This window comes from Arenicella xantha (assembly GCF_003315245.1).
GTDB lineage: Bacteria > Pseudomonadota > Gammaproteobacteria > Arenicellales > Arenicellaceae > Arenicella > Arenicella xantha.
On the sequence record NZ_QNRT01000001.1, the window covers coordinates 1,053,883 to 1,073,320 of the forward strand.

20 protein-coding genes and 1 tRNA gene are annotated in these 19,438 nt (G+C 42.7%); 12 read left to right on the plus strand and 9 right to left on the minus strand.

Going from position 1 to position 19,438, the window contains the following annotated elements; genetic code table 11:
• From mutY to DFR28_RS04435, 5 genes are all read left to right on the plus strand, one after another.
• On the plus strand, positions 1 to 1,023 hold the full coding sequence (gene mutY, locus DFR28_RS04415; protein WP_113953063.1) for an A/G-specific adenine glycosylase: 1,023 nt from the start codon (positions 1 to 3) through the stop codon (positions 1,021 to 1,023).
• A gap of 28 nt (positions 1,024 to 1,051) precedes the next feature.
• Positions 1,052 to 1,351, plus strand: coding sequence for an oxidative damage protection protein (locus DFR28_RS04420; RefSeq protein ID WP_113953064.1), 300 nt, complete (start codon positions 1,052 to 1,054; stop codon positions 1,349 to 1,351).
• A gap of 112 nt (positions 1,352 to 1,463) precedes the next feature.
• Positions 1,464 to 1,539 (plus strand) — tRNA-Phe (locus DFR28_RS04425).
• 108 nt (positions 1,540 to 1,647) lie between these two features.
• Positions 1,648 to 2,682, plus strand: a complete 1,035-nt coding sequence (locus DFR28_RS04430) for a site-specific integrase (protein WP_113953065.1) — start codon at positions 1,648 to 1,650, stop codon at positions 2,680 to 2,682.
• A gap of 5 nt (positions 2,683 to 2,687) precedes the next feature.
• Entirely contained in the window at positions 2,688 to 5,216 is a 2,529-nt protein-coding gene (locus DFR28_RS04435) for a BsuBI/PstI family type II restriction endonuclease (RefSeq protein ID WP_211316862.1), read from the plus strand.
• A 12-nt stretch (positions 5,217 to 5,228) separates the two neighbouring features.
• Here the strand turns inward: DFR28_RS04435 and DFR28_RS04440 are convergent, their stop codons facing one another.
• The 3 genes from DFR28_RS04440 to DFR28_RS04450 form a co-directional block, all read right to left on the minus strand.
• Complete coding sequence (locus tag DFR28_RS04440) at positions 5,229 to 6,209, minus strand: nucleotidyltransferase family protein (protein WP_113953066.1); 981 nt, start codon at positions 6,207 to 6,209, stop codon at positions 5,229 to 5,231.
• Complete coding sequence (locus DFR28_RS04445; RefSeq protein ID WP_113953067.1) at positions 6,206 to 7,255, minus strand: DUF262 domain-containing protein; 1,050 nt, start codon at positions 7,253 to 7,255, stop codon at positions 6,206 to 6,208. The genes DFR28_RS04440 and DFR28_RS04445 overlap by 4 nt, the downstream gene beginning before the upstream one ends.
• Before the next feature lie 70 nt (positions 7,256 to 7,325).
• On the minus strand, positions 7,326 to 8,249 hold the full coding sequence (locus tag DFR28_RS04450) for a hypothetical protein (protein WP_113953068.1): 924 nt from the start codon (positions 8,247 to 8,249) through the stop codon (positions 7,326 to 7,328).
• Positions 8,250 to 8,708: 459 nt separating this feature from the next.
• Between DFR28_RS04450 and DFR28_RS04460 the strand changes: the two genes are divergently transcribed.
• The 7 genes from DFR28_RS04460 (at position 8,709) to DFR28_RS04490 (ending at position 13,888) form a co-directional block, all read left to right on the plus strand.
• Positions 8,709 to 9,461, plus strand: coding sequence for a replication protein RepA (locus tag DFR28_RS04460; protein ID WP_170131971.1), 753 nt, complete (start codon positions 8,709 to 8,711; stop codon positions 9,459 to 9,461).
• Between the two features lie 229 nt (positions 9,462 to 9,690).
• Positions 9,691 to 10,332, plus strand: a complete 642-nt coding sequence (locus tag DFR28_RS04465; protein WP_113953071.1) for a nucleotide-binding protein — start codon at positions 9,691 to 9,693, stop codon at positions 10,330 to 10,332.
• Between the two features lie 6 nt (positions 10,333 to 10,338).
• Positions 10,339 to 10,656: a hypothetical protein gene (locus DFR28_RS04470; RefSeq protein ID WP_113953072.1), complete on the plus strand. Its 318-nt coding sequence runs from the start codon at positions 10,339 to 10,341 to the stop codon at positions 10,654 to 10,656.
• Positions 10,657 to 10,670: 14 nt separating this feature from the next.
• Complete coding sequence (locus DFR28_RS04475) at positions 10,671 to 10,955, plus strand: mobilization protein (protein ID WP_113953073.1); 285 nt, start codon at positions 10,671 to 10,673, stop codon at positions 10,953 to 10,955.
• A gap of 32 nt (positions 10,956 to 10,987) precedes the next feature.
• Positions 10,988 to 11,890 carry a hypothetical protein gene (locus tag DFR28_RS04480; RefSeq protein WP_113953074.1) on the plus strand — a complete coding sequence of 301 codons (903 nt, stop codon included), beginning with the start codon at positions 10,988 to 10,990 and terminating at the stop codon, positions 11,888 to 11,890.
• The gene (locus DFR28_RS04485; RefSeq protein ID WP_113953075.1) at positions 11,877 to 12,170 is read left to right on the plus strand and encodes an antitoxin VbhA family protein; all 294 of its coding nucleotides are present in this window, start codon (positions 11,877 to 11,879) and stop codon (positions 12,168 to 12,170) included. The genes DFR28_RS04480 and DFR28_RS04485 overlap by 14 nt, the downstream gene beginning before the upstream one ends.
• A gap of 206 nt (positions 12,171 to 12,376) precedes the next feature.
• Positions 12,377 to 13,888 (plus strand): vWA domain-containing protein, encoded by a 1,512-nt coding sequence (locus DFR28_RS04490; RefSeq protein ID WP_113953076.1) that lies wholly within the window; start codon positions 12,377 to 12,379, stop codon positions 13,886 to 13,888.
• Positions 13,889 to 14,025: 137 nt separating this feature from the next.
• Here DFR28_RS04490 and DFR28_RS04495 read toward each other — a convergent pair whose 3' ends face one another.
• The 6 genes from DFR28_RS04495 to DFR28_RS04520 form a co-directional block, all read right to left on the minus strand.
• On the minus strand, positions 14,026 to 14,766 hold the full coding sequence (locus DFR28_RS04495) for an SGNH/GDSL hydrolase family protein (RefSeq protein WP_113953077.1): 741 nt from the start codon (positions 14,764 to 14,766) through the stop codon (positions 14,026 to 14,028).
• Positions 14,767 to 15,006 carry a hypothetical protein gene (locus DFR28_RS04500; protein WP_113953078.1) on the minus strand — a complete coding sequence of 80 codons (240 nt, stop codon included), beginning with the start codon at positions 15,004 to 15,006 and terminating at the stop codon, positions 14,767 to 14,769.
• A 234-nt stretch (positions 15,007 to 15,240) separates the two neighbouring features.
• Entirely contained in the window at positions 15,241 to 15,504 is a 264-nt protein-coding gene (locus DFR28_RS04505) for a hypothetical protein (RefSeq protein ID WP_113953079.1), read from the minus strand.
• Between the two features lie 9 nt (positions 15,505 to 15,513).
• A complete protein-coding gene (locus DFR28_RS04510; RefSeq protein ID WP_147250926.1) occupies positions 15,514 to 15,828 on the minus strand; it encodes a hypothetical protein in 315 nt (104 codons plus the stop codon).
• Between the two features lie 13 nt (positions 15,829 to 15,841).
• A complete protein-coding gene (locus tag DFR28_RS04515) occupies positions 15,842 to 16,882 on the minus strand; it encodes a hypothetical protein (RefSeq protein WP_113953081.1) in 1,041 nt (346 codons plus the stop codon).
• Positions 16,875 to 19,328: a type IV secretory system conjugative DNA transfer family protein gene (locus DFR28_RS04520; protein WP_113953082.1), complete on the minus strand. Its 2,454-nt coding sequence runs from the start codon at positions 19,326 to 19,328 to the stop codon at positions 16,875 to 16,877. The genes DFR28_RS04515 and DFR28_RS04520 overlap by 8 nt, the downstream gene beginning before the upstream one ends.
• Between the last annotated feature and the right edge of the window lie 110 nt (positions 19,329 to 19,438).

Consider the following 19,438-nt stretch of genomic DNA (forward strand, 5'->3'; position numbering starts at 1 on the left):
GTGAATCACATCACCGACACCTTAGTCGATTGGCACGCATCGCACGGCCGCCACGACCTACCGTGGCAGAATACCCGCGACGCGTATCGTATTTGGCTGTCTGAAATCATGCTGCAGCAAACTCAGGTAACTACGGTTATTCCTTACTATGAGCGCTTCCTGCAGCGCTTCCCTAACGTAACGGCACTTGCCGAGGCGGCAACCGACGAGGTATTGCACCTTTGGACCGGCCTGGGTTACTACGCGCGCGCGCGCAATCTGCACAAAACCGCACAAATCGTTACGCAACAATACAACGGCAAATTCCCCACCGACATCGACGACGTAATCGCCCTACCCGGCATTGGTAAGTCCACCGCCGGCGCGATTCTGGCCTTCTCAGAGCATCAACCGCATGCCATCTTAGACGGCAACGTTAAACGCGTACTCGCACGTTTTTACGCAGTGGAAGGCTGGTATGGCAACAAAGCGGTAGAGAAACAGCTGTGGCAACTGGCGCAAGCGAACACACCGAGCAGCAACGTACATATCTACACTCAGGCCATTATGGACTTTGGCGCAACCCTGTGTTCGCGAAGCAAGCCAAATTGTGCGGCTTGCCCATTACAAACTAACTGTAAGGCATTTGCCCAATCGCGCGTTACGGAATTGCCGCACGGCAAGCCTAAAACAACTAAACCAACCAAACAAACGGTCATGTTGCTAATCAAAAACAGCGACGACGAATTCTTGCTACAGCAAAACCCGCCGTCGGGCATTTGGGGCGGACTATGGTGCCCACCTCAGGTGAACGAAGCACAAACCGAGCACCACATTGGTAATGTTACCGCCACGCCACTCGAAACGCTGCCAATGCTCAAACACACCTTCAGCCACTACACGCTCGAGATCACGCCGGTGCTGTGTCGCGCTGAACATCGTGCCAACATCGTCGCCGAAAACACTCACATATGGTATAAACCAGAGTCAAATCAGGCGCTCGGCCTAGCCGCGCCCGTGAAAAAATTGTTACACACCTACTAACCGTTAGGTAATCAATAGGAGCCGTAAAGTGTCACGCACCGTATTCTGTCAAAAACTCCAAATCGAAGCCCCCGGCCTCGCCTTCCAAACCTGGCCCGGTGAACTCGGCAAACGCGTTTTTGAAAACATCTCAGCGCAAGCATGGGAACAATGGGTCGCGCACCAGACCATGTTGATCAACGAGTATCGCCTCAACCCAATGGACCCAAAAGCTAAAGAAATGATCGTTAGCGAAATGGAAAAATTCCTATTTGGCGGCGGCAGCGAAAAGCCCGCAGACTACGTTCCACCGCCAAACCCGAACGATCCAATCAGCGAAGAGTTCTAAAGCTGACGAAAAAGGGCAAAAAATACTTGACTCAAACAGCGCATTCCTTTGTAATGCGCTGCTCCGAAAGGAAGCCCACCTTAGTCTGACTAACAAGCTCAGACAGAAAAATGGCCAGGTAGCTCAGTCGGTAGAGCAGGGGACTGAAAATCCCCGTGTCGGCAGTTCGATTCTGTCCCTGGCCACCATTTTTCATATATATATCAATAAGTTAGCGGAGCGCCATTTCGTTGATTTCCCTTACCTTATCCCAACGGGTACAATTTGGGTACACTGCTCAGATTCGGTACTCAAAAATGGCCACAATAACTAAGACAGATTCAGGAAAATGGAAGGCAATTATCCGTCGTTCTGGCTGGCCAAAAGTATCCAAAACATTCCGCATCAAACGCGACGCTGAAGACTGGGCGCGCACCACCGAAGACGAAATCATTCGCGGTATTTACATACCCAGAAATCACTCCGAAAAACTCACCATCGCCCAGGCATTGCTTAGATACTCAGAAGAAGTTACGCCAACGAAAAAGCCCTCAACTCAAAAACGAGAATACGGCCGCGCAGAGCAACTTCGCTCGCAACTAGGACGGTATAGCTTAGCGGCGCTCAACACTGAGATCATCGCCAAGTACAGAGACAAACGAATAGACGAAGGAAAAAGTGCAAGCACAGTTCGCTTAGAGCTCGCTCTCCTAAGCCACCTTTATTCAATTGCGATCAAAGAATGGGGCTTAGGCCTTGTTTCTAACCCTGTAATGAATGTGCGGAAACCTAGCCCTGGAGCTGGGCGTGATAGAAGGCTAGTTGACGATGAAGAAGAACGACTACTAAGAGCATGTAATCAGCACAGTAATCCTTTCTTGGGCTGGATAGTTCGTGTAGCGCTGTATACTGCTATGCGACAAGGAGAAATATTATCTCTTGAAAAATCACGAGTAAACATTAAACGAGGAGTTCTGACCATTCACAATACAAAGAACAATGATTCGCGGACGATACCCCTCTCAGACAAAGCAAAAGCTGTCTTTCTGGAAGTACTACAGCACCCGATTCGCCCCCTTGATACAAATTTACTATTTTATGGAGAGCCAGGTAAAGATGGTAAACGTAGACCTTATACTCTAAACAGAGTTTGGAGTTCCGCTCTCGAAAGAGCGGAAATTAACGATCTTCGATTTCACGACCTTAGACATGAAGCCACAAGCCGCTTCGTCGAAGCAGGGTTAACTGATCAGGAAGTTGCATCGATTACAGGTCACAAATCAATGCAAATGCTAAAGAGATATACTCACCTGAGAAGCGAAGATCTAGTGTGTAAAATAGCGAAGGTATAGTGGATATGGGGAAACACAATCTAATGCCCTTACTTAGCTCTGCAGACCAATACTCTGGCGCGCTTGAACAAGTAGACTTAATACGCTTAAGAGCAAACACTGTTATTGATTCTGATAAAAGAAGTCAACTAGGGCAGTTTTTCACTCCAAGCGGTATCAGCCTTTTCATGGCTTCACTATTTAGCTCGATTAAGGGTGATGTAAAGCTATTAGACCCTGGCTGCGGTCCCTGCTCCCTATCAGCTGCCTTTGTCGATGAATCAATAAAGCGTGGAGAACTCAAATCGATAGAAATAAACGCATTTGATATCGAAGAAGCCTTAACCCCCTTCATTCGAGAAAGTCTAGATATATGCGAAGAATTATTGTCCCTCTCTAATATTGATTCTACGTCTAAATATCATAAAAAGGACTTCATATTAGACCGCGCAAAATCGGGTATTGGGAAAAATTCCAAAAAATATACGCACAGCATACTGAACCCCCCTTATAAAAAAATTAGAGTCGATAGTGATCACAGAAGGGCGCTCATGACTGCCGGAATAGAAGCAGTAAACCTGTATTCAGGGTTTCTTTCGCTTACTATTAAACAGTTAGCGCAATCCGGAGAGTTAGTTGCGATTGTGCCTAGATCATTCTGTAATGGCCCATACTATGAAGACTTAAGAAACCAAATTTTGAATGAGACTTCTATAGAACATATCCACCTGTTCGATAGCAGAACTAACGCATTTTCGAATGACAAAGTATTACAAGAAAATGTAATCATTCACCTCGTAAAAGGAAAAGACCAGGGTCAAGTCACCATCACTTCAAGCCCTAATGCTGATTTTTTCTTAGATAGCGAGACCAACTCCGTTAGTGCTGAAGACTTAACTAAACGCACGGTTAATTTTGAGTCTGTTGTTTTCCCGAATGATCAGCAAAAATTCTTTCATATTGCAGCTAACACTAGAGACCAAAATTTAGTAGACCGACTAAGTATCTTTACGAGCACATTAGATGACCTAGGCATTCAGGTATCAACAGGTCCCGTTGTAGACTTTCGAGCTAGGGAGGAGTTGCGTGATAATCTTGTAGAACAATCGGTTCCTTTGCTTTATCCAGCCCATTTGAAGTACAAAGTAACCTGGCCTATAGAAAAAAAATCCAACGCTATAAATGTATCGAAAAAAACTCTTCCTACATTGTGGAAGAATAAAGGACACTTCATAGTAGTCCGAAGACTTAGCTCGAAAGAAGAACATCGAAGAATAGTAGCAACTTATTACAACGGCTCTTTACCAGGCGAACTTATTGGATTTGACAATAAGTTAAATGTCTTTCATATAGACAAAGTTGGTATGAACAAGCATCTAGCGTTAGGACTATATTGCTTTTTGAACTGCAAACTTCTAGATGATTACTACCGCCTTTTTGGAGGTCATACACAAGTAAATGCATCTGACCTTAGAAACTTTCACTTCCCCAACAAAGAACTTTTACTAAAAATTGGAAGACGGCGAAACATTGAAAACCGTACGTTGGAAGAAATTGACAAAATTATAGACGAGGAAATAAGCCAAATGACTGGAGAAAGTTCTAGCCCCTTACCCGCTCAAAAAAAAGTTGAGGGAGCCTTAAAGGTATTAGATATGTTAGGTATGCCACGCGCACAGCAAAATGAGAGATCGGCATTGACGTTGTTAGCTTTGCTAAACCTCAGCCCAGAGGGAAGTTGGAAACAGCTACAGAATCCTTTGATAGGTGTAACTCCAATTATGGATTGGTGCAGAAACGTATACGGAAAAAACTATGCCCCAAATAGTAGAGAAACGTTTAGAAGATTCACTCTACATCAGTTCGTGGAAGGTGGAATTGCTCTCTATAACCCTGACCAGCCAGATCGGCCAGTAAATAGCCCTAAAGCATGCTATCAGATCTCGCCAGACCTGATAAAGGTATTGCAAAAGTACAATACTGAAAAGTGGGAAGGAGCATTAGAATCCTGGCTTAGTAAAAGAGGAACTCTTACAAAAAAATATGCAATGGAAAGAAAAATGGAAATGATTCCATTAACTCTCGACGACGGTACGAAAATTAAACTTAGCCCTGGAGCACATAGCCAACTGATAAGAGATATTGTAGAAGAATTTGGCCCTCGATTTGCTCCGGGCTCCGAAGTCATTTATATAGGCGATACAGAAACTAAAGAGGGTTTTTTCAGAAAAGAACGACTAATGGAATTGGGAGTCAAAGTTAATCGAAAAGGTAAATTACCTGATGTTGTTCTCTACTGGCCAGAGCGCGATTGGATTCTACTTGTTGAATCAGTAACTAGCCATGGACCGGTAGATGGAATAAGACACGGGCAGCTTTCTGAGCTATTTAAAGACGCCAATCCAGGCTTAGTTTATGTCACAGCTTTTCCTGACAGAAAGATAATGGCCAAATACGTATCAGAAGTCAGCTGGGAGACCGAAGTTTGGGTCGCGGACGCGCCTACACATCTTATTCATTTCAATGGGGTCAGGTTTCTTGGGCCATACGACTAACAATTGAGTCAATCAACTTACCGTAAAAAAAACATCTCCAACCTTTTCGAGAAGTTCATCAGATAACAAATCAATTGCCTCATTTGGTAGGTAGAATTGAGCTGGTTTCCCACTACGTTTCCAGTTGCCTACCATAGGGATGTTACCGTTATAGTGCTCGATTAGGCCCAATGTAACTGCGATCAATGGTGATAAATTTTTATGCGGACTATCTCCTATAAAGGTTGAATCACTACAAATTTTCTTAAGCTTTGAGATATTCGTTTTTGATTTCTGAAAAACCTCTCTTATGTTTCTGGCCACCCTTATTTTGTCTTCGGGTAGCTGCTCTTCAGGCCAATACTCTCCAATAAGATTGACTATTGAAGTTAGATCACGGTACTCATAGTTCTCCATAGCGAGAAGACTACTTTCTGATAGCGACTTAGCTTCTAAAATTGACAACTCTGAGTGCTCAAGCATTGCCTTTACTTGATGGGCTATTCTGCTTGCACTCCAGCTCGCCTCATTCGATTTATAGATTAGATCGTGAGTAGCAATCGACCAGGCATGCTGTAAGTACGTTTTTATCTGCAGTTCGAACAAAACGCCGTTGTAATCCTTTGGTCTCAATCCTTCTGCCTCAGGGATATTCACATACAATCGCAGATCGTCGAATGAAAAATCAAAAGGGTTTTTGTGAGTCGATTGGGGCTCTCTAGGTCTGCGATAAACAACCTCAAATTCTCTTTCTATTAAATTAACCGCCCTTTGCAAAGACGATAAATTCTCTACAACTATACTTGCAGCAAAAAAATCTTCTAGCGTTGACGGCTCTACATATCTACCAGTTTCAATTTTCAGGTTAAAGCTCTCCAGCTCTTTGATTCTCGACTCATAATGCCACCTGTCTTCCTTTAGGTTGGTAATTTTTTGATCAACCGCTTTCTTCAATTTTTGGTAAAGAGGGCGTCGATCATCATATATTTTACGAACAGAGCCAACTACCTTCATCCTAACAATGCTGCCTCGAGCGCATTAAGACGGGCCATTCTCTGAGGGAGGTCTGTATTTGCCCCTACACTATTCATTGCATACTTCATATGCGCTTCAACGTTATCATCTGCTTCGGGGTGGTCATCACGATTAATCGTAGAGTACTCACTCATAAACTCATGGTATTTTAGTGATACGGTGCCAACCTCAATGTCACTAATATTTTTAGCGACAAAGCACCAGAGTGTATAGAAGTGCATATAATTTCTTGCATGGTCGTGCACACAATTATTTACGCTGTTCATCTCAACAACAAAATCTCGAATCTCGATAAATCGCTCGTCAAACTCTGGTACGACAAAATTTGCTAACTCACTGTCTTGTTCGTCAGCAGCATCATATTCAGCATAATACCTGTCTATTTCATCCTGACTGAAGCCACGAGGAGCGCCGTCAATAATTATCATCATAAGCTCAGATAAAAATTGAATATCTTTCATGCGTCTAGCTCGAGCTCTCGTAGATAAGCCGATACCAAACCAACATTCAAGCTCGGATTGGTCCTCTGCAAACCGAATAAACCAGCCATCGTATTTTGCATGACGCAATTCTTGTCTATCCAATTTTTTGGAATTTCGATTGAGTCTGTCGAAGACCTCATCAACGACTGACTGTTCAACAACGTCTAGCATATCCACGGTAATGACATAATCCCAAAACTCCCCTCTCTGCTCTCGCTCGAGGTCTTTAAATTTTTTCCCAGCAAGTTCTAAATTTGGATGGTCTCTAGGAAACGTCAACGAATTCTTAGAGAAACTAAGTATTGTTTCTAGCCTTTGTTTACCATCAACAACATGAAAAGTAACCTTCCCTTGGTCATCAGTTTCTTTGTGCAAGAATATAGCTGGACAAGGGTAACCTTTGAAAACTGTATCAAGAAAAAACAACTTATCTTTGCGTGACCATACGCTTCGTCTTTGATAAGGAGGGTTCAAATTAAGTTGATCTCTTTCATTTAGGTCTAGAAACCAAGAGACATCCTGCGTTGTTGGTCTTCTTCTCATTAATTAATTCCTTATTTAATTGTGAACCAAAACGGTTCATATATTTAATTTTTCTAAATAGATGTATCTATTAGATAATAGCTGCTCTAAACGGCTTAAACCATGAGCTATTTTCTTTCAGACCAAGCTCTGCTTCCAGAGATATACTATCTTCTGGACTACCCTCATGAGATACGACCACGATGTTTTTGTACCCTGAAACAAGAGATTTAGGATATTTCAGGAAAGATTCAAGCTTAGGATACCTCCCATTATATCTATAAAAAATTCCTGCCTGACTATAAGCAGCCCATCTTTCTAACTCGGCGTAAAGCCAGGTCAGTATTAAATTACTAGTTCTATGATTATATAAAGCACTTGGCGCATGTTCGCTATCGAGATACTGCAATACAATATCGACTAATTCAATTACATAGGAATACTGATGGTAATAGTCGCGTTCTATCGCAAACCTCAAAACAGCTATACAGCCACTAAAAAAACTAAGCTGAGTTGGGATAATTCCAATATCTAAGTTCTGCTTTGGAGATACCTTGTTCGATTCAAGAATCTTTGCAATACCACCAATAACAGCTTGTAAACTAACATCATCACACTGCCTAAGGTATCCATGAGGTAGTAATTGATTTAACCAGAAAAGCTCATGAGAGATGCCTAACGAATCGCTCTCGACAAGCTTATGTATTTCACCAAGGTTTGACCACATGCAATCAAATATTCTCGATTGCTTTGGGCCAGAAAAAAATGCCTCATGCGAGCCCGAAACAACAGACTCAGCTATTTTCAAAGTAGTTTGATTTGGGAAAGATGCTTTTTTCAAATTCGCATAGTCCGCCCATTTTGTTCCCCCTCTTTCAGCAGTGTCATCAATAATCGCCCCAAGTTGATTAATTGACTTCGCGCCAGTCCCTTCCATTAGGAACTCAAGCCACACCTGAGTCCGAATTTGATACTCAAGTATTTGCTGTGGCGTTCGCTTTTTCGGTCCAGGCATATTCTGTTTACGGATAGATAGGTTAACTCTACGTGTAGAGATGATTCAGTTACCTTTTTATATTGCGTTAACAACGTAAAGTAAAGGTAAACAATATGAACACTACGCTAGATTACTTACAAAATACATATGGCCCGTTATTGAAAATGGGCTCTGTTGCAGAAGTACTCGGACGAAGCCAGGAAGGCCTACGAGTTTCACTTTGTAAAGACGATGCAGTATCTAGGCATTTGAACTCAGGAAAAGTTCGAATAGGACGAAGAGTTTATTTCAAGGCTATGTGCATTGCCGAGCTCGTGGATAACGGCACTCCTGAATAGTTGATCCTTTTCGATGGGACAAAATAAAATAACACGCCACAAGAAGAAACTGATAGAAGGCGCAGGCATCATACAGATGTACAGCGCGTATCAGGCTGGCACTATTGGCTATATGCCAACAATACTAATTAGAGCCACAATGCCTCACAGTAAAACCTCAGAACGGATATTCGAGCGTATTGATGGCAGGTTAAAGGTCACCTATGCAGACGTTAATAACGTTGGCCTCCCGTTTGGCGGCCTACCTCGTTTAATTATGGCTTGGATTGCTACTGAAGTTAAACTAACGAAGTCCAAACGCATCGACATCAATGGCTCTCTAGCGGGTTTTCTTCGAGAGCTAAGCATGACTTCAACTGGTGGCGATAAAGGCAGCATACGACGTGTTAAACGACAATTAGTAAGCTTGTTCTCATGCTCGATTGGTCACCAAACCATAGAAAATGGTTGTGAAAAGATCGAAACTCTAGCACTAGCGAGTAAACAGCAATATTGGTGGACTCCTGTAGCTTCAGAAACCGTGCTACTAAACCGTTCTTATATTGAACTTTCTCAGGAGTTCTACGATCAGATCATCGACAGTTCTGCCCCCGTTGACATGAGGGCTCTAAGCCTTCTTAAAAACTCCCCTATGGCGATGGATATGTACATATGGCTTACGTACAAAATGAGCATTATCGTCGAACCTGTGACTATTTCCTGGTCAAGCCTCAAGGAGCAAATCGGAACGGGGTATGCGTCGGATAAAAAAGGCTTAAACCGTTTCCAAGAAGCATTTAAGAAACACCTGATAGCTGTGCAAGTGATCTACCCCAGTGTAAACGTAGAGTTCTTGTACGGGCGCGTCCGATTACACCCAAGCCCAACACATGTTTCAAAGCAATGGATTTAGTTGTGGATAAACCTGTGGAGCCAAGAGTTTATCCACGCATAAACAGAGGTTCTTTTTTAGGCGAGCTTACGCATAAACGAGGGTTTTGTTACGCATATTCACAGGTACTAATACGCATATTTAGGGGTACAACCTATATGGGTATCAATATAAATAATACCTATAGTTAGCCACTCGAAAATTGTGAATAACTTTTCGTCTTAACAAATAAATTGAGTTAATAACTACTATGAACAAAGTTGCTTTCATTTCCCAAAGCGGAAACGTCATGAAATCTAGCTTAGCTTGTGCAATGGCTGTGGAGTGCTCCAGTAACGGGCTCGACGTTGCGATAGCTGATTTAGATAAGGAACACAGAACCGTGGCTCAATGGCTCACTACACGCATAGAAAACGAAATTGAACCGACCTTCCCTGTTCACTCAGTTGATAGCGCAACTGACGCACTCAACTGCTTCAACAACGAAAGCCTAGCGATCATAGATGCACCTAGCAGAGCAACTTCTGCAACCGCTTTGATAGCTCAAAATGTTGACTTGGTAGTTCTACCAACACCACCTAGCAAAAAAGATATAGACCTCTCACTAAGCACGCTTTACCAACTAGTAAATGATGGCGTTCCGATGAACAGACTAGTATTGGTCTTTACGAGAGTTGGTTCAGCTGCTGAACTGAACCAAGCTATCGAATATGTAAGGATGGCCGACTTTGGCGACTCTTCACTACAAGTTCTCTCGAGCGCAATTTGGGAGCGCGTCGGCTATCGCGGAGCAATCAATGATTCTTACTCAATTACTGAAACATCATTTCAAACACTCAATGACAGCGCCAAAGGCGTCGTTCATCAGCTGTTATCGAAGCTTCTGAGGTAATTGAGCGTGAAAACAGAAAAGCAGAAAAACGTTTTTGCAGAATTACAGAAAAACAGAAAAACGCGTGGGAAGGGTTTAGCATCACCACCAAAACTGTCGAGCGAGGTAGCAAACACAAGCTTACCTGAACAGTCAGAGGCAGTCTCGCTTAAAACTAAAACGCCTCGACGCACATACCGAGTAAGTACGTTTATTAGTGAAGATGCTGGCGATACTCTAGACAAACTCATTCTCAGAATCAAAAAAGTAGAGGGAAAGAAGCCAAAAATTTCTCGCGTGCTCGAAATGGCACTCTCTTCTCTAGAATCAAATATTCAAAATTAACCCGAGCTAACACTATGAATCAAAATAAACGAAAGGCAGAAATCGAACTACAACTTAAAAAGATAAATGATCGCGAAAAGCAACTTAAAGCTCAAATGCGCGCAATAGACGCCAGAGAAAAAGAAGCTGCGAGAAAGAAAGAAACTAGGGCAAAAATAATACTAGGAGGGTTTTTAGTGAATCAATATAGACGTGGTGATAGTGAGATTGGAGACTTATTTAACAAAGCTATTCAACACGCCAATGAAAGAGACAGACAGGCATTAAGTACATACGTCGAATCAATTTCAACAAAATAGTGCAATCGAGAAAAGCTGAACTGAGGTAAAAAGTGAAGGTGCAAGGCTCAAATTTATACATTCTGATCTTCCCTGATAGAGGAGTATTGAAAATAGGGAAAGCTGATAATGTGCTCAATAGAATCAAAAGCCTGAGATGGATTGGTGAAGTAGACTACGAATCTTCTTATTCGCTCTCCACGGATGATGCCAATGTTTATAGAATAGAGGTGGGATTTAGAAAATTTCTACACGATTATCGCGTTGATATTGGAGATGGCGATGGGAAGACTGAGATATACGACATTTCATGTATCGATAAAGTCCTGGCTCACCTAGCGATTGACTTTAACTCAAAGGAAATTAGGAAAGGGATTAGCCGCTCAAGTCTAGCGAAGGACAGCGCTAAGTTAGTTGCTAAAAATCGAGTTTCAAATGATACCAGGGCTCGATTTTCCAAGTTTTATTCAGAACGAGCAGCCAAGCAAATAGCTCAAACTAGAGCGTTAGTTAACTTATTTGTGGATCACCATAAAAAGCTAAGTTATGAAGTAATAGACGATGAAAGCGAAAACAAAACGATTCGATTTGATGCGCGGCATTGGCCATTAATTGCTAGACGAATAAAATCGACTATGAAACCTCTCTACCCTGAACAGGTGAGCAGTATCGTACAGATAATGATGTTCGACGAGAATTCACTCAATTTTATCTCGGAGCTCATTAACAACGGCGAAGTTGCTGAATTGAAAATACGCCTTCCAAAACGCAGAACCAGCGAAGTCTACGGTGATGAATATACAATGCTGATTCAGAAGCTGAATGAATGCTGGAATCCTATTCAGGAATTACCCAGAATTTCCCCATGTCTGGAACGAAGTCTTGATAGGCCTGAGCTATTATCTATCGCGCCATCAACAAGCATGGACCTAGCTATAACTAATGCCAACACCTAAGAACTCAGGATTGATAGCCTTAACTAAGTTAGCTCAGTTACTAGAAGAGTATCCTAAAGATTTGAATAGCTGTACGGCAACTATAGAGAGCAGCTCTCAAACACTTATAGAACGCCAAAACGCCGTAAAGTTTGTGGAAGCATCAAATGCTCTTGAAGGCTATGCGCCTATCACACCCGAGGATGAGTTAACGTACGAGCTTAGAGAGATGTGGATCAACGGCCAGATTGACACAGAAGAGCGTATACGCCTGCTTAAGAAGGCACTGTCAAAAAACTAAGTTACACGAACATCTTTGTAAAATCCGCACTTACACCTGAAAATGCATCAATCAGAGTTCGAAAATATCTATTAATGGTTGTAAGATGATCGAATGAGTAACTTTTCCTTCAAGACAAGCAAACTCTTATTCTGTTCAAAAATTTTTAGCCAAAGTGTTTTAGAGGAAGGGTATGGAATCTAGGAAATCAATAGGACACGTATATTATGGAAGAGCCTAAAAGTAGAAAAGCTCAGCTATGGCGAGAACGCTTAAAAGGCGCACAAAGGAATTCACCAAGTTTACCTTTTTATAAGCGTGCATTATTTCAAACTGTAGCTGCTCTTGTTCCAGTAATAATTGGATTGACTGTTATATGGGATAAATTGGCGCCTACTGACGAGCCCTCTGGACATTATATTGAAATCTTGATCGAGGCTTCCGAAAATATGCTCATGATCGAGAGAGACCAAAAGACAAAATGGGACTCAGTTTTACTCGCGGTAGAAGAACACTTTGCGCAGGATTTACATAGTTCTGACCATATTGCTCTTAGAACATTTGGAGGAAGCTGTTCTGGAGAAGATAGCACCAAAAAACTATTAGATTTTTCAACGGATGCCCGGCAAAAAGCGATTTCCAAATTAGGGAAAGTGTCTCCGAAGGGCAAACCAACTTTTGAAGTTGGTATCATAAGCGCAACCAGTGACTTTAAAGATCTAGAGCAAGCCCCCAATGTTTATCGTCGAATAATTGCAATAGTAGGCTCATCTTCATTCTGTAGTTCAAACAGGATTTCAGAAATAGCTGCTAATAGGCTCGGTGACAAATATAACTTTGACATTGTTGTAATCGGTTTCGGCCTTAGTGGAGATCAAATAAAGCCGTTGAAGGAGTTTTCCGAGTCTGAATTCGTATCAAATGTCTTATTTGTTGATTCACAGGAAAGTTTGCTTAAAGCCATGGACTGGGCGACTGATATAGGCTCCTCTCAATCTGCATCAAATTTTGTTGATTTTGAGATAAAAGAATATGCTCAAAGAGATGGGGGCATTCTACCAACCACACCTAAAAGCCAAGAAACTCCCCAAAATGACAAGCCTGAAAAGGAGCAACCAGATGTTCAAAAGAGTCTTTGCATCCATGACGACACTGAATTTGATACATCGACTCCTTCAGGGGTAGAAACGCAGACTCCATATGCGCTAAACCTAGAGCAGTACTCGAAGAGAATGTGTGGGGTTAACTCTAATAACTCTAACTGTAAATTATTTTCCGTTGTTGAAGACTCTAATTTATACGGAATTCATGCCTTTAAAGATTCAATTAGATTTAACCATAATAATATGACTCAGTATGGAGAAGATATCCAGATAGGACTGCTCGCTCATGAAGTAGCACATTTTGTATATCCCCAAAATATATTAACACTGCCGTTTAACCTATACCCAAACGAAGTATCCACATTGAATGGTGTTCCAATTACTAGTGAAATTGCGAGCTATATTTACACTCAGCCAGGTCAATTCCAGTACTGGCAAAGTTATGAAAGTAGGTATCATGAGACAATGGAATATATATTTACAGGATGCAATTTAGGTAGAATAGCTTTCTCAAAGGATCAATTTGAAACTGCAAGAGACCATCTAGTGAACTACGAACCTTTATTAGAAAAGGCTAAAGCCGTCAGAGAACAGTCTTTAAATCTCGGTTTTAGCTGGTGTAGCGTACCGAACTAGTAATTATGCATAAAATGCAGATAAAAAGGCTTAATCAAAAAAATATCTGCTTCCAAAGAAAATAAGCCGTTGAGCGTTAGGTCAAGTCTAGACTTCCTTATTGAACGTTTAAGACAATCTAGGTTTTCACGGATAGGTTAATTCATTAACAAGCTTAAAACTATAGTTAGATAATTGGTATCTGGCTTTTCCGAAGGCTCAATCAGCGACTCGAATGCTAAATTAAACCAAGTGTACGCGATTAGTTCATAACCGTATTTATTGGGATGTAGACCATCTTTACTTAGTAGATTAAAACCGCCTCTCAGCCATTTAGCGTTATGATCAACTAACAACGCGCCCTTATTTTTTGCAGCATGAAAAATCGATCTATTGTAAGGTCGAACAGGCCATATATTAGTTCTCTTTTTTGGTGTAATTGTTCCAATGATAGGTGTGACGTTTTCACGCCTAGCTGCGTCAATGATCAGCTCGACATTGGACTGCGTTTCCCTAGCTGAAATACCAACACCAGAGTCGTTAGTTCCATACATTGCCGCTAAATAGTAATAATCTGCGGGCTCAAGTTTCTTAGCTGCGATGAGCGTGTCTTTAAGTCTATGGACTGCATCACGAGTGGTCGTGCCGCTCCATCCAAAATTAAGTACGACAGCATCCCTGCCGCTTTCTTTTAATAAAGTTTGTAGATGCTCCTGGACTGGGCCGATACGTTTACCGCCGATGTTGCCAGAAGTGTAAGGTGATCCTGCGGTGATACTATCGCCAAAGAGTATGATTACGTTTTTGGTTTTGCAAAACGATACCCCAGAAAACAGCAGGCAAAAGATTAACAACGACAGCTTACTGCGAGCTGTAACGCCTACATTGGTTTCGATCATTTAATCGTTTTCTAGACCGTGGTCTTTTGGGTCAGCTTTAGTACCGTCAGGAAGGTGACCAACTACAACGCCGTTTTCAGAACCCCAGCTAATAACGCCAGCCGCGCGAGCCGCTTCAGCATCTACTGTGGCGGCTTTAGTTACTTCTCCTGCTTCGATACGCTCTACAATGTCGTCCATCATCGTCGCTAGTTTTTCATTTGTCTCATCATCTTTTTTAACTGTTTGATCGTTTCTCATAATTGACTCCTAAATTAAGTTTACTGCGAGCTGCAACGCCTACTTTGAGCTCTACTCATCGACAAGTTTAAGTAGTGCAGTTGAGCAGGGGTATATCACCAAGGTTGCACAAAGGCCGTTAACAAATGGTAGAGCAATTACTGTAAAGGGAACGGTAATCAATGTTGCGATAGCTGCTGCTAGGAAATGCCATAGTTTCATTTTTAAATTCCTCAAGGGTCAATAAATTGATCGTTAGTCACAAATAAGTATTGGTGGTTTCGAGTCACGCGATTTGCAGTTGCATAAACCGCCAGCGGCTTGTATTGGGGGGTTATCAATGAAAATCAATGTACTCTTCACCTCTACTGTTGTTCGATAAAATACTTTGTCGATCTCTATGAAGTAGACGCCAGGCTCTTTTTGACAGACTGATAAGCGCGTAACTTCAGCATCATGCGAGAGTGCTTGTTGAGTTAGCAGAAAGGTAACGATTAATGCGGATCTAATAATTTTCATACTCATTACCTATTTGGGTCTACACCAGACTACAAGCTGCGTTTTGCCGTTTTTATGGTCTTCTTTCTCAGCAAGTACCTCGGCAAATTTTGAATACGGGCAGATTTCACTCATTGCTATCTGGCGGTTTAGACGCCGCTTTTTAACGTCGGTGTTAAAGATGCGCACCAAGTATTGTTCGTCCTCGCCTTTTATTGGCTCAATACTGTATTTCTTGCCTGCAAATCGCTGAGTAAGTTCGTCAACTGTCTTTGTTAGCTGTTTGTTTGGCATACAGCCAGTTAAGGCAAAGGCCGTCAGTGAAAGTAAAAATAATTTTTTCATGTTTAATACCACGTTAATCAAATAATTTTGACGCCGCTTGCTTTCGGCGCTCGAGTTCATTGTTTTGTTTTTTACGGGGTTGCTGGGTAGGTTTCGCTCTTGTTTTCTTTGACACTCGCTTTGTTGCTTGTACTGGTTTTTCTACCTTCCTTGGTGTGACAACTTTGCTACTGCTTTTCTGGGAAAGTTCATATTCGCGTTGTCTTTCAAGAACGACTCTCTCTCGTTCAGCTTCGCGCTGTCTAGCCGCTCTGATCGCTTCTGCACGAGTTGTTAAGGTTATTTCAAGCTCTTTCAGTTGCTTCCAGTTTTGAAGTAATGAAGCCTGGGCGTCTTGCCACTCTTTGAGTATCGAGTTTTGTAGTTCGATAGTTCGTTTAGGCATGACCTTGCCAGTGAATACATCAAGAAGGTCTACGGCCTCCTCTTCCGTCGTCGAGTATTCATCACTCCATTGCTCTACAAGCTCCAGTGTTTTTACGCCACGAGCAACTAAGTCTTTATCCGTAAAATCTTCTGGAAGCTCACTGAGGTCTCCGTATAGAGATAAATCACGACTTTCTATGATTGAGGCGGACAGCTCTCTAAAGCGAGCCTCAGCGGCAAACCGTTTGGCAATAAATTTCTCGTTAGGCCTGTTTTCAGATAAAGAATCAACTGAACTTCGGACTAAGGAAATAGCGCTTTGTAATTCCCTCGGCAAATTATTGCTAATAACAAATTGATCCAGGCGGTTCGCCATACTGTTAATCTGGTTGGCGCGTTTGTCAAATGCACTAGATAAGCGATTTATGTTTAGATTGACCTTGGTTAGGTTCGCGGCTGGTTTGTAATAACCGAAAAAACTCACCATCGAAACAATAAAGACAATGATTACGCCAATAGGAATAAGGTCGGCCTTTTGCCAGTTTTGCTTCGTCGTATTACTGATGCTGCTAGAACCAACAAGATCAGGGTATTGATTGCGTATTGGGTGAGTAAAACTCTCAACAGGCACAGAGCCATGATCAAAGCCAAAAAGCTCTTGAATCATTTGGTTCGGGGTTTTAAACATGGTCGCCTCCAAATGAATACATCGGCTTAGTAACGATGACGTCACGGCGTAATACGCCAGCTCGCCTGAATACAGCGAGCGCTAACCCTTGGCGTGATAGTAAGGAATCGATTTCATCTGCCGTAACTACTTTAGATGGCTTAATCTGCACATCAGCGTACGGTTCTTTGATGTCAGGCATATCAGGCATTGGTAGACGCAAAAGCTTGCGAAACAACATGTGCATTTTGAAACTGCCGTAGAGAAGGTTTTCAGAGCCAGCAACATGCCCCATGCGCCCGAAGTTGACATTACGGCTTATTAGCGGCTCATCGGGTGTGGCGTGCATTATTTTTGCAGTGCCCGAATGCACAAATGATTCGATAGAAAAACGTGAATCTGGAAAACCGTTAAAACGTTCTACAACCGTTCTCCATACTTCGCCAACTCGTTTAGCGACAAACTCATCGCTTAGATTTGTCCTGGGAGAAAATGCGATAAGGTTTGAGAAGTTACCAAGTAATTGTTGTGTTTCTTCCTTGCCTAAACGGCTATTAAGGCCGTCGATGTTCTGAGTGGACCAGAGCATAGTTAAACCGAGAGAACGTGCGATAGGCACCATTTCAAGGTCAGCTTGGCCAACAAGGTTTTGAACTTCATCTGCGACCATTAAAACTTGAGCTCCGCCGGCTTTACGCCAGGCATCACCACGAAGCTTTACAGCCTGGTAGATGCGGCGCATTGCAAACATTGAGATTAGGTTTCCCGCTTTGCCGTATTTAGCTTCAGGCAGAGATAAACCAACAAGCGCACCATCACAGACCGCCTCAATACGTTCACCCGTCGCACAATCGTTCCAGCGTGCTAGATAGCGATTCTGCACAACAGGCGTTAGCCAAGTTTTGGCCGTGACCATGACTGACGACTTTACGCGGTCGGAGTACTCAGCATATTCAATAAGCCAATACTCACATGCACGCGCGAACAATGGCGTTGGTTCGGCGACGGCTCGCATCAATTCTTCCCGCTCTTCTTCGTTATCCAATAAGCGAAAAATCGCCTTAATGGTGTAATCGGCATCACTTTCATGTAAAAGAATTGCGGCGTTCAATATCGCATTTCTAGCAGCGTCGTCGAATATGCTTACCTCTTTGGACTTGCCGCCAAAGATTGCCTGGCATGAGTCTGCAATTTCTTCAGGGTATAAACCCTCAATAGCGTTATAGTCACAACGTTCAGGTGAGATCACGGTATAACCTGGCGCGTCTTCAAGTTCTTCAGCTAATTGGCCTTTTCCATCGAGAACAAGCAAGCCGCCCGCTTTATGATTTAGCCATTGACTTGAGATTGGCCGAATGATCGCGCTAGTTTTACCTGTGCCTGACGCTCCCAAAGCAAATACGTGTGTTGATAAGTCATTCTGTGACAGTGTCACGGGCATATCTTGAGATGCAGGCGCAAAAGGGTCACGCCTAGATGCTAGTACGCCAGTGGACACTCCAAAGTGAAATAAGGGGGATTTATCGGCTGCCGCTTTAGTTTGTTGTTCAACTTTGGCTTTTTCAATATTTTGCCAGTAATCGCGCCCAGCCGAATCTCTAAGGTATTCTGTTGCAGATTGTTTGGCCGCTTTGTCCATCACCTCAGCCCTAAGCTGACTTGGCGCTGGCTGAGTTACTTCGTAAACAAATAGCCCAACAATAAGTAGAAATAGCAATGTGCTTTTACTGCCAACACCAAACGCGGTGAAGTCGGTTGGTAACCAGGTTGCAAGCATCAGAATCAAACCAGCGAAGAAGAACGCAATGCGTGTTTCTCTGATCTGTAAGTAAAGAGCAGAAACTTCAAAGTCAGCGGCAAGCACTTGGCCGACGACACTATCGCCGTCGGCGTCAATATCACCGACTCGATACTTATCAGCTAAATCTTTGGGTATATCATCACTGGGGCGCAGGCGTACTAGGCATCGAGACAAAACGTCTAAAGATGCCTTTTCTTCGCTTGGAGTAACTAATACTGCAGGAAGTAACCAACGCCAAACATAAGTCGATGACATGCAAGGTGCTAGTGCGATAAAGACAGCAAGGCTTGTCCAAAAAGCCATCACCAACTCGTACACTTCCCAGTTTGAATTTACCGTCCAAGTAAATGACCACTGCAACAATGGTACAAGTAAAAGTAAGCCAGGAAGATATTTAAACGTTCGATCGAAATGAAGGCGATCTGCTCCATAGTTTGCGAGCAATGAGTGATAAGCACGTTGTATTTTCCAATCGTGCGAACCATGCGGCTGCATTCCTAAGTATGGCGCTTCTGCGGGAATATCGGTCTCCCAATAAATACCTATTGGCACATTACCACGCCATTTAAATTGTATGGCCTGCCTGATCGCAAACTGTCCATTAAGAAAACAAAATGCGAATGCGGTTTGAATGCCACGCAGTGTCATAAACTCTAGTAAGCCCATGTGTTACTCCTATCGCGAGATTTGCTATATTGAGAGTGATTTAGCGTCGTGACCATGAATTGAACCTCGGGTGTGACGTTGAGTAAGGGGCTGGTGCGTCAACATCAGCC

Bases quoted from the DNA above. Each gene is read 5' to 3' on its own strand.
- DFR28_RS04430 (WP_113953065.1), top strand. From the start codon at position 1,648: ATGGCCACAATAACTAAGACAGATTCAGGAAAATGGAAGGCAATTATC.
- DFR28_RS04435 (WP_211316862.1), top strand. From the start codon at position 2,688: ATGGGGAAACACAATCTAATGCCCTTACTTAGCTCTGCAGACCAATAC.
- DFR28_RS04440 (WP_113953066.1), bottom strand. From the start codon at position 6,209: ATGAAGGTAGTTGGCTCTGTTCGTAAAATATATGATGATCGACGCCCT.
- DFR28_RS04445 (WP_113953067.1), bottom strand. From the start codon at position 7,255: ATGAGAAGAAGACCAACAACGCAGGATGTCTCTTGGTTTCTAGACCTA.
- DFR28_RS04450 (WP_113953068.1), bottom strand. From the start codon at position 8,249: ATGCCTGGACCGAAAAAGCGAACGCCACAGCAAATACTTGAGTATCAA.
- DFR28_RS04460 (WP_170131971.1), top strand. From the start codon at position 8,709: ATGCCTCACAGTAAAACCTCAGAACGGATATTCGAGCGTATTGATGGC.
- DFR28_RS04465 (WP_113953071.1), top strand. From the start codon at position 9,691: ATGAACAAAGTTGCTTTCATTTCCCAAAGCGGAAACGTCATGAAATCT.
- DFR28_RS04475 (WP_113953073.1), top strand. From the start codon at position 10,671: ATGAATCAAAATAAACGAAAGGCAGAAATCGAACTACAACTTAAAAAG.
- DFR28_RS04485 (WP_113953075.1), top strand. From the start codon at position 11,877: ATGCCAACACCTAAGAACTCAGGATTGATAGCCTTAACTAAGTTAGCT.
- DFR28_RS04490 (WP_113953076.1), top strand. From the start codon at position 12,377: ATGGAAGAGCCTAAAAGTAGAAAAGCTCAGCTATGGCGAGAACGCTTA.
- DFR28_RS04495 (WP_113953077.1), bottom strand. From the start codon at position 14,766: ATGATCGAAACCAATGTAGGCGTTACAGCTCGCAGTAAGCTGTCGTTG.
- DFR28_RS04500 (WP_113953078.1), bottom strand. From the start codon at position 15,006: ATGAGAAACGATCAAACAGTTAAAAAAGATGATGAGACAAATGAAAAA.
- DFR28_RS04505 (WP_113953079.1), bottom strand. From the start codon at position 15,504: ATGAAAATTATTAGATCCGCATTAATCGTTACCTTTCTGCTAACTCAA.
- DFR28_RS04510 (WP_147250926.1), bottom strand. From the start codon at position 15,828: ATGAAAAAATTATTTTTACTTTCACTGACGGCCTTTGCCTTAACTGGC.
- DFR28_RS04515 (WP_113953081.1), bottom strand. From the start codon at position 16,882: ATGTTTAAAACCCCGAACCAAATGATTCAAGAGCTTTTTGGCTTTGAT.
- DFR28_RS04520 (WP_113953082.1), bottom strand. From the start codon at position 19,328: ATGGGCTTACTAGAGTTTATGACACTGCGTGGCATTCAAACCGCATTC.